Consider the following 9,395-nt stretch of genomic DNA (forward strand, 5'->3'; position numbering starts at 1 on the left):
CATCCATTCAATAAAGCATTGAATACGGCTCATGATAGGATTTCGACTGCTCTTTCAGTTGAATATCCAGTCCAGTCGAGAGGTCTTGCGCGGCATGTTCGACAAGACGCAGCTCAACGAGCGCTACCCGCTCCTGTCCAAGCTCTCGGAGCCGCTCAAAAAGGCCGAGCGTGACATCGTCGGCCGTGAGCACGAGACGATGCAGCTGCTGGCCTCGATGAGCCGCCCCGAGCTGTGCAACGCTCTCCTGCTGGCCGAAGCCGGCAGCGGAAAGACGGCCCTGGTCCAGGCCACGATGCTGGCGGACAAGGACCGCCTCTACCTCGAAGTGGATCCGGCGCGCATGATTTCCGAGGCGGGCAACGCCGGGAACATGGCCGCAAAACTCAAGGGCTTCTTCGATGAGGCCGAGGACTTCGTCAAGAACGAGAAGCACGAGTTGGTGCTCTTCATCGACGAGTTCCACCAGATCATGCAGCTCTCCGCCGCCGCCGTGGAGGCGATCAAACCGGTCCTCGCGGCCTCGGGAACCCGGGGCATCAGGATCATCGCAGCGACGACCTACGAGGAGTTCCACCAGCACATCTCGCCGAACCAGCCACTCGTCGAGCGCCTGCAGCGCATCAACCTCAACCCGCCGGACCAGGCGACGACCATCAAGATCTTGCAGGACATGGCCGAACGGTACGGAGTTGCCGAGGAGTTCTACGACGACCGCATCTTCCGGCAGATCTACGAATACACCCAGCGCTACACGCCGGCCAGCGCCCAGCCGCGCAAGTCGATCCTCGTGCTCGACTCCATGGTCGGCTGGCATCGCCTGACGCACCGGCCGATGGACCGGGGCCTGCTCTCGGACGTGCTCATGGAGTCCCTGAACGTGAACGTCGCCTTCCGGGTCGACGGCGCGAAGATCAAACAGCAGCTGGACGCCACGGTGTTCAGCCAGGACCTGGCGACCGGCGCGGTGGCGCGTCGTCTGCAGTTGTCGGTGGCGGACCTCAACGACAAGGGAAAGCCGATGGCGAGCCTGCTGTTCACGGGCTCCACCGGTGTCGGCAAGACCGAGCTGGCGAAACAGCTGGCCCGGCTGCTGTTCGGTGACGACCAACGGCACCTGATCCGATTCGACATGACGGAGTACGCCGAGGACTCGTCGTTCGCGGCGTTCCGTTCCGAGCTCACCAAACGCGTGTGGGACCTCTCCCACGCCGTGTTGCTTTTCGACGAGGTCGAGAAGGCCTCGGCGATGGTGACACGCGTGCTGCTGCAAGTGCTCGACGACGGCCGGCTCAACGACGACAACAACCGCGAGGTGAGCTTCCTCAACACCTACATCGTGCTGACGACGAACGCCGGCTCGGAGATCTACAAGGACATCGCGCAGTACGCGGCGGACGACGCCGGGTCGGGCAAGCAACTGCTGGAGTACGAGAAGCTCATCCGTCGTTCTGTCTCCTCGACGACGGGCGACAACCGGTTTCCGCCCGAACTGCTGGGCCGTATCGACGCGATCGTGCCTTTCCAGCCGCTGTCGTTGCCGACGCAGCGAAAGATCGTGCGGAAGAAGCTGCGCCAGATGGTGCAGGAGGTGTTCGTCAAGCACAACGTACACGTCGATGTCGACGCGAAGGTTCTGCAGTACCTCATCGAGGACAAGGGCGACACCGACTCTGACGCCGGCGGTGCGCGTGCGGCAGTGGCGAAGCTCACCGACGAGGTCACCACCGCGGTGGCGACCTTCCTCAACGAACACCTCTCGGAACGGTGGATCCGCATCGACGTCGTCGGCGACCTGATCAGCGACGACAAGAACCTCCTGAGTTCCGACGCCTACGTCGAGGTCAGTGCGGCGCGATGAGCTGGTCGAGGACAGCGGAAGCCCGAATCATCAGTCGACAGCCCATTCGTGCCCTGTGACTGCCCAGTACGATAGAGCATCGATAGGGTACTCATAAATCAGGCGGACTGTGTTTTATCAGCGAGGGGATCGCGCATCAATGGGCATTCTGGGAGCGTCGGTGGCCAGCCGGAAGAAGGAACGGAAGAGGAAGCCCGACGAGCTTCTGGCCTCTGTGGTGAGAGAGACGGCGATTCCGGGAGCGGTCGAGCTGCTGCGGTCGAACACGCAGTTCGCCTTCCCCAGCGGTACGGCCTGGGTGATGCTCATGCTCGCCGCCGAATCGATCGGCGGCCTGAGCAAGCGGCACAGCCGGGACGAGGCGAAGGGCTCGATCATCGAGCTCATCAGCTCCGACCAGATCTGCACGGTGGCCACGGCGGAGATGCTCGAAGAAGAGGTCTTCGGCATCATCCCCACCGACGAGACCCTCGCGCGCATGGAGGAATACTCGCTGCTCACCGGTGCCGCCTACGCCTGGGCCGTCGTGTGGCAGAAGATCAGCGGCGACCTGTCCGTCGATCTGGTGAACGACGCGACCTTGGCGCAGGCGCGCCGTGTCGCTGCAGGCGCCATGAGCCTCGAAGAAGCCGTGGGCGACAAGGCATGGGAAGAGCACAGCGGCCTGGTCGCCGAGGCCAAAACCACTGCCCCCGTGGTCCTCGGGGAGGACGAAGGCGATGCGATCTTCGACGAGATCCCCGATGACGAAGGGGATGACGAGGGGCTGTACGACGAGCCGCTCTTCAGTGACGTCGTCACCGGGGATGAAGGAGCGGCCGCGCCCAGGCCCGATGAGGACGCCGCAGGCGTCGAGGACGCAGGCGCCGTCCGGGTCGAGTCGGCGCCGGACTACGACGGCGACGATGCGGCCGGTGACGAGGGCTTCGACGAGACCGACGAAGGCTATGGCATCGAGGGCGACTACCAGGAGGCCGGCGGCACCGTGCTGCTGGCCGATCAGGCCCAGGTGCGCAACGTCATCGCCCGCCGGTTTCTCTCCGAGGAGCTGGACCTGGACGTCCAGCTCGATGAGTTCAACACGGTCTTCGCCATCGGCGCACCGGTCGTGCAGATCGCTGTGCCCGAGGGGGCGACGGAGTGGCTCGGGGACCAGGTCGCCCAGCTCAACCGGCAGGCCAACGCGGACCTGATACAACTGCGTTCAGCCCACGAGGATGAGCTCCGTGCGCTCTACGTGAACCTCATGTCGGCGCACGCAGAGCAGGTCATCCGCGATGTGGCCACGGACCGCGCGGGCTCCCGGTACAAGCTGCTCAAAGACGCCGCCGAGGCCGAGCACCAGCAGCGGCAGACGGAGAAGGATGACAAGATCCGGTCCCGCCGGGCGGAGATCGCCAAGGACTACGCGTCGCAGGCCTCCAAGGTGGCTCAGCAGGCGGCGCTCTCGGCGGAACTGCAGTACAAGGAGCGCAACCGCCCGAAGATGGAGCGCGAACAGACCGACTCCGCCGCCGAGATCGAGCGGGGCATCGAGGACACCCATGCGCACAACCAGCAGGAGATCCTGCGGGTCCGGCGTTCGGACGCGACGCTGAAGATGCAGACCGGGCAGACACGGATCTTCGAGGTGCTGGCCGAACGGCAGTCGGAGTACCTGGCGGCCGAGGAAGAGTGCCTGGACCGGTGGAAGTCCGAGATCCAGCGGATCGTCGACGACCACCGCAAGGCCGACATCGCCCAGGCCGAGACGCTGGCCGAGCACCTGCGGACCACGGACGAGATCGGCGTCCTGCGCCGGGAGCAGCAGGATCTCCTGGAGTCGGTGCGCTCCGAGCACGCCGACCGGATCCGCCAGATGGAGGACGAGCTCGAACGCAACCGCAGGGACGCCATTACACAGATGACGGCCCGGGACGCCGAGTGGCAGCACAACCTCGACCTGGAGAAGGAGAAGACCAACTCCCAGGTGACGCGGGCCACCGACCTGCTCCAGCAGCTGTCGGCGGCCGAGGATTCAGTGGCCAGGCGGTACGAGGTGCGCCTGGCGGAGACGCAGGCCCACAACGAGTCCTTCGCCAACGCGCTGGCTCAGGCCTCCGGGATGCAGAGCCGCTCGAGCAAGATCCTCACCGTCATGGTCGTCACACTCTCGCTCCTGATGGGCGTCGTCGGCTTCATCGTCGGGGTGGCCTCGGTCGGTTGAGCGATCCGGTCATGACCGACGGGGGATCTGACGGCGCATGGGGCGCGTTCCCCGTGCGCCGTCGTCGTCTGCGCAGGCAGGCGCACTGGACAGCAGGACAGCACAACGAGCGAGGCTCGAAAGTAGGGAATCACGATGGTCACGAACAGGCGGAAGGCCGCACGGCCGAAGGCGAGCAGCTGGGACAAGATCTCAGCACGGACGTCCGGCGAGACGCTGACGAACCGAGACGTCTACGACAACCAGCAGCTGGACCGCAGCGAGTTCCTGACCCTGAGGTCGACCAGACCGGGCATCGTCGTCGCGGCAATGACCGGTGTGCTGGTGACGGTCATCGCCTGGGTCCTCTACTCGCTCATCGCCACGGCGTTGCTCTCGGCGGGCGGGTCCGTGGGTTCGGACGTGCCCGTCAGCACCGGCAAACCGAGTGCGTACTACGTCCAGGACACCACCACGGGTGCCGGCGGCTCGGTCGTGACGTGCTACCGGCCCTTGACCGAGGACGGCGACCCGGACGTGACGGCGACGTGCTATCCCAGCCCTGAGGCCGTTCCGGTCCCCGGCTGGTACACCGCGGCGAAGAACGGCAAGCCCGGCGCCGAGAAGCGGGCCGAGCCCGAGAAGAGCGCGACGACCGTCGGCGCGCAGCTGGCCGACGCCTCGGGGCTCAAGCTTTTCCTCACGCTCGGCTCGGGCCTGATGACCGCCGTCATCATCGGCACGTGGTTCTCGCGGAAGGTCGCCGCAGCGAACCTGATGAACAACACGAGTGACATCAACCAATACCACAACGACCAGCACATCGCCCTGCCGGAAGAGATCCAGCAGAACTACGACTGGTTCCCCGATGCTGGCGCTCACTCAAGCGTGCAGGTCAGCTCGATGCTCAGCCACATGATGCTCAAGAAGAAGGGGCTGGGCACCGTCGAGGTCATCCGGCGTGCGAAGAAAGACGTCATCGATGAGGAGGGGAACCTCGTCCACTACGCCGGCGAGGCCTTGGACGACGACGAGGGCAATCCGCTGGCGCAGACCCTGCCGATCATCGACGAAGGCTTCGGTGACAGCCTGTTCGAGGCCTCCGGGCTCCCCGAGGACAAGACGCTGCGTCTGAAGTACGACACGACGCGGATCCCGTACAACCCTGACGGCAAGAACCGGGACAAGCTCGGCTTCGGGTCGGACACGTACCAGACCGTCGCGGACCTGATCGAGAAGGACTGGACGTTCCCGGCGTACGAGATCCAGCGCCCGGCCGGAGCGTATGTGGTCGATTCCGGGCCGGTGAACACCATGGTGGTGGCCATCACCCGGGGCGGTAAGGGCCAGACGTATATCGAGCCGGTCATCGACATGTGGTCGCGGGAGAAGAAGCCCTCGAACATGGTCATCAACGACCCCAAGGGCGAGTTGCTGATAAAGAACTATGTTCCTCTGGTCACGCGCGGGTTCGAACCGGTGCAGTTCAACCTGGTCAACTCCATGAAGACCGACATCATCAACCTCCTGGGGCTGGCCGCCGACGCGGCGCGTGAAGGCAACTTCACCAAGTGCGCGCTGTACGTGGAGAACATCGCCGGGATCTTCTTTCCGCTCGACGGCAGCGAGGACCCGGTCTGGCCCAATGCCGCCAACAATGCGTTCAAGCGCGCGGCCTACGGACTCATCGACTTCTATCTGGAGGAGGAGCGGGAACTGCGCGGCGCCGCAGCCGTGCTGAATATGGACCCGGCCCTGCTGGAGCAGAAGCTCGACGACCTCTGGGGCAAGGTCACGCTCTACAACAGCTACCAGCTCTTCGTGCAGATGACTTCGAAGAAGATCAAGAATCCTGAGGCCGAGCTGGAGAAGCGGGTGAAGGCCGGCGAGTTCGAGAACGACGAGGACGCACTGGCCGAGGAGCAGGAGAAGGCGGCGGTCCAGGCCTTCATGTGGGAGGGCAAGACCGACCTGGACATGCTCAGTCTCTACTTCAATGCGAGCGAGGCGCTGCCCCGCAATAATATGCGCACGCTGGTGGGCAACGCCCACAACGCGCTGCGCTCGATGGCCGGCGCGGAGAAGATGCTGGCCTCGGTGTACGGCATCGCGATCACCGCCATGTCGTTCTTCACCGACCCTACGATCTCGACGCTGACCTCGGGCAAGCCCTCACAGAACACCGACCTGGCCGGCCTGAGCTTCCCGCGCCGCCTCGGTGTGCGCTTCGCGCCGAACTACGTCAAGCGCGACCACCTCGTCGGACAGCAGGCCATATGGTCGGCCTACGCGGACCCGATGTTCACCGAGAACCTGGGTGAGGACTTCGAGCACGAGGAGATTGTCGGCCGCGAGGGCTGGGCCCGGTACAACTTCAAGGGCACGTTCCCACGCGACGAGGCCTGGCTCAAACTGGAGCTGGCCAATCCGCAGACGAAGATGCTGGTGCGCACCTTCTACTTCAGCTTCACGAAGAACTACCAGGTCTCACTCAACGGCCGGCACTACGTGGTCGAACCGGTGACGGGCAAGAAGATCGTGAAGAACGGTGTGATGCGCGAGCTCAAGCCGGTGCGTGAGGGCGACGCCCGATACGGGAAGATCCTGTCCTTCCAGTCCGGGGACACGCTCTACCCGGACACGCGACTCGACTTCTCCGGCGACGGCAACCCGGAGAAGGTTTCGTATCAGGCACGGGCGATCACGCAGACGCTGTCACGCTACTCGGAATCCCCCAAGGCGCTGTTCCTGGTGACGCCGCCGCACCTGATGAAGTACGCGAAGCTGATCCTGATCCTGGTCAAGCAGCTGTTCGACGTGAGCGCCGACCAGGCGTACATGACGAAGTCGAACCAGAAACCGCTCTACCGAACGCGGTACATGCTCGACGAGCTCGGCAATTTGCAGTCGGAGGGCAAGGGCATCGACGGCTTCGAGACGATGCTCTCCATCGGCCTGGGCCAGGAGCAGCAGTTCACGCTCATCCTGCAGACCCTGCAGCAGTTGCGCGACGTCTACGGCGAGAGTGTCGACAAGATCGTGCAAGGAAATTGCCTCGTGCTCGACGCCAAGATCGCTACGCCGGACGGATGGACGACGATGGAAAGGATTCAGCCCGGTGATGAGCTGCTGACCCCGTTCGGCACGGTCACGACGGTGACCGAGAAATATCCCGTCAAGATCCGTCCGGTCTACCGGCTGAAACTGCGCGACGGTTCTTCGGTGGAGGCGTGCCGTGAACATCTGTGGCCAGTCGAGCGCTGGAAGTCCGGCATCACGTACCGCTGCGGCAGGGGCGGGAAAGGCAAGCGGCGCCGCGGCGGCGGCGCCGACGGCAAGACGATGGAGCGGGTCACCGAGATCATCAGCACCGAGGAGCTCAAGTCGCGCGTCGAGAAGGGTCGCCCGGTCGACCTGATCGCGATCGACCCGGTCTCCTATCCGGAGGCTGCCCTCCCGATCGACCCGTACGTCCTTGGAGCGGTTCTGGGTGACGGGTGCATCACCTGCGAGGGGACGGTGACCTTCTCCAGCAGCGATCTGGAGATCGTGGACGAGATCCGTCGTCGGGGGTACGACATCGTCGAGCAGGCTGTCGCAGACGGGCCGTGTCCCATGTACCGGATCAACGGAGTTCATAGGCTTGTGTACGAGCTCGGCATCGCCGGCAAGCGTTCGTGGGAGATGTCGCTTCCCGAGGTCTACCTTCGTGGCTCGGTCGCGCAGCGCATCGATCTGCTCCGGGGGTTGATGGACGCCGGCGGCACGATCAGCGCTGAGGGAGAGATGGGGTTTGCCGCGGCGAGTCGTGATCTCGCCGAGAACGTGCAGACCGTGATCCGTTCGCTCGGTGGCCGCGGGTCGATCGACGTCAAGACGAACATCACGTCCACGGCCCCGCACCGGAGCGGGTCCCAGGCGGCTCGGGATGCCTATCGCGTGCGGAACATCCGTTCGCCGAAGATCAACCCGTTCGCGCTGACCCGCAAGGCGGGGCGCTGGAGGGATCGCACACGGAGCTTCAATCGTGTCGTCAGCGTCGAGTACATGCGAGACGAGGAGGTGCAGTGCATCCGGGTGGCCGACGAGCGGCATCTCTACCTCGCCGACGACTTCATCCCGACGCACAACACCTCGAACATCGTCTTCCTGAAGTCCACGGACGACTCGATGATCGACACACTGGAGAAGATGAGCGGTGTGACGCACCGGTCGTACAGGGACAGCAAGCAGATCAGCCAGGATCTCGACAAGGTCATCGGCGGCAAGACCGAGGGCCGGGTCTCCTACACGATGAACACCAAGGAGGAGCCGCTGATCAGCTACAACGACATGGCATACCTGGCGCCGCGCAACTCGATCGTCTTCCGGGCCGGCGACCCGCCGATCTGGAACCGCAACCAGACGATCTTGCCGATGTCGTTCCGACTGCTGGGGAGCACGATCAAGCATCCGGGGCACACCTACTCGCTGCAGACGGTCCCGTCCCTGTCCAGTGCCATGGATTTCGATGTGCGGATGAACCAGCCGGATTTCGTGAAGATGCTGGAGAAGCGTATGCGGCAGGCGGTCAAGGCTGCGGACGCGAAGGCGCAGTACCAGGAGATCTACGGTTACCAGGAGGTCGACATCGAGCGCCTGGACCCGGATGTCTACGCCGACGAGGTCATGGAGGTCATCACCACGATGACCACGGTCGACGAGGGCCAGGACCCCCATGCCCCGGTGGTCGTCGACCCCGACGAGTACGGAGGCATGAGCATGTTCGACGAGGACCAGTTCATTGAGAACGTCGAGGTCGGAGTTGCGGTCGCCGAGAGCCAGGCGGTCAGTGCCGAACGGCAGCGCCGGCTCTACGCAGAGGGGACGATCAGCAAGGAAATGCTGGTCAACCCCGACGGCTCGGCAAAAGTCAAGAGTCTGGACATCGAGATCGGTGAGGCCTACAAGTCGGCACAGACCGAGTTGGAACAGGACCGCGAGCACTTCTCGGTCGGCGGGGACGGAGAGCTGCGCAGCGCCGACGGGTCCCAGACGTACATCAGCCAGATCCGCTCGGACGCGTACACCCACGCGGTCCGCCGGATCAACGGCTACGTGAACGACGAGGACTCCCGGGTGTTCGCAGAGGGGGACGTCACCGAGGAGGACCTGAAGTCGCTGGCGACGGTGAAGGTCCATTCGGCCTTCTACCGGTACCTGGCCTCACTGCCGAGCTGGGAGGTGCTGGCCGACGGCCGGTTCGACCGGGCCATGGCCATCGAGATGAACGCGAAGTAGCCGACGGCCTCCCCAAGACCGGGCAAGGATCACGACCAGTGCCGAGGCTGTCTCCCGACTAAGGGAGAC

Annotated in this window: 3 protein-coding genes; all 3 read left to right on the plus strand. The window is 64.4% G+C overall.

The window, feature by feature from the left end:
- The first annotated feature begins 94 nt into the window (after nucleotides 1-94).
- Nucleotides 95-1,861: an AAA family ATPase gene (locus ACFU99_RS21220; RefSeq protein ID WP_384394252.1), complete on the plus strand. Its 1,767-nt coding sequence runs from the start codon at nucleotides 95-97 to the stop codon at nucleotides 1,859-1,861.
- Between the two features lie 217 nt (nucleotides 1,862-2,078).
- Complete coding sequence (locus ACFU99_RS21225) at nucleotides 2,079-4,067, plus strand: hypothetical protein (protein WP_384394254.1); 1,989 nt, start codon at nucleotides 2,079-2,081, stop codon at nucleotides 4,065-4,067.
- 135 nt (nucleotides 4,068-4,202) lie between these two features.
- Nucleotides 4,203-9,326 (plus strand): TraM recognition domain-containing protein, encoded by a 5,124-nt coding sequence (locus ACFU99_RS21230; protein WP_384394256.1) that lies wholly within the window; start codon nucleotides 4,203-4,205, stop codon nucleotides 9,324-9,326.
- The last annotated feature ends 69 nt before the right edge of the window (nucleotides 9,327-9,395 follow it).

It is taken from the genome of Streptomyces sp. NPDC057654, from assembly GCF_042800135.1.
In the GTDB taxonomy this organism is placed as follows: Bacteria; Actinomycetota; Actinomycetes; order Streptomycetales; family Streptomycetaceae; genus Streptomyces.

Bases quoted from the DNA above. Each gene is read 5' to 3' on its own strand.
- ACFU99_RS21220 (WP_384394252.1), top strand. From the start codon at position 95: ATGTTCGACAAGACGCAGCTCAACGAGCGCTACCCGCTCCTGTCCAAG.
- ACFU99_RS21230 (WP_384394256.1), top strand. From the start codon at position 4,203: ATGGTCACGAACAGGCGGAAGGCCGCACGGCCGAAGGCGAGCAGCTGG.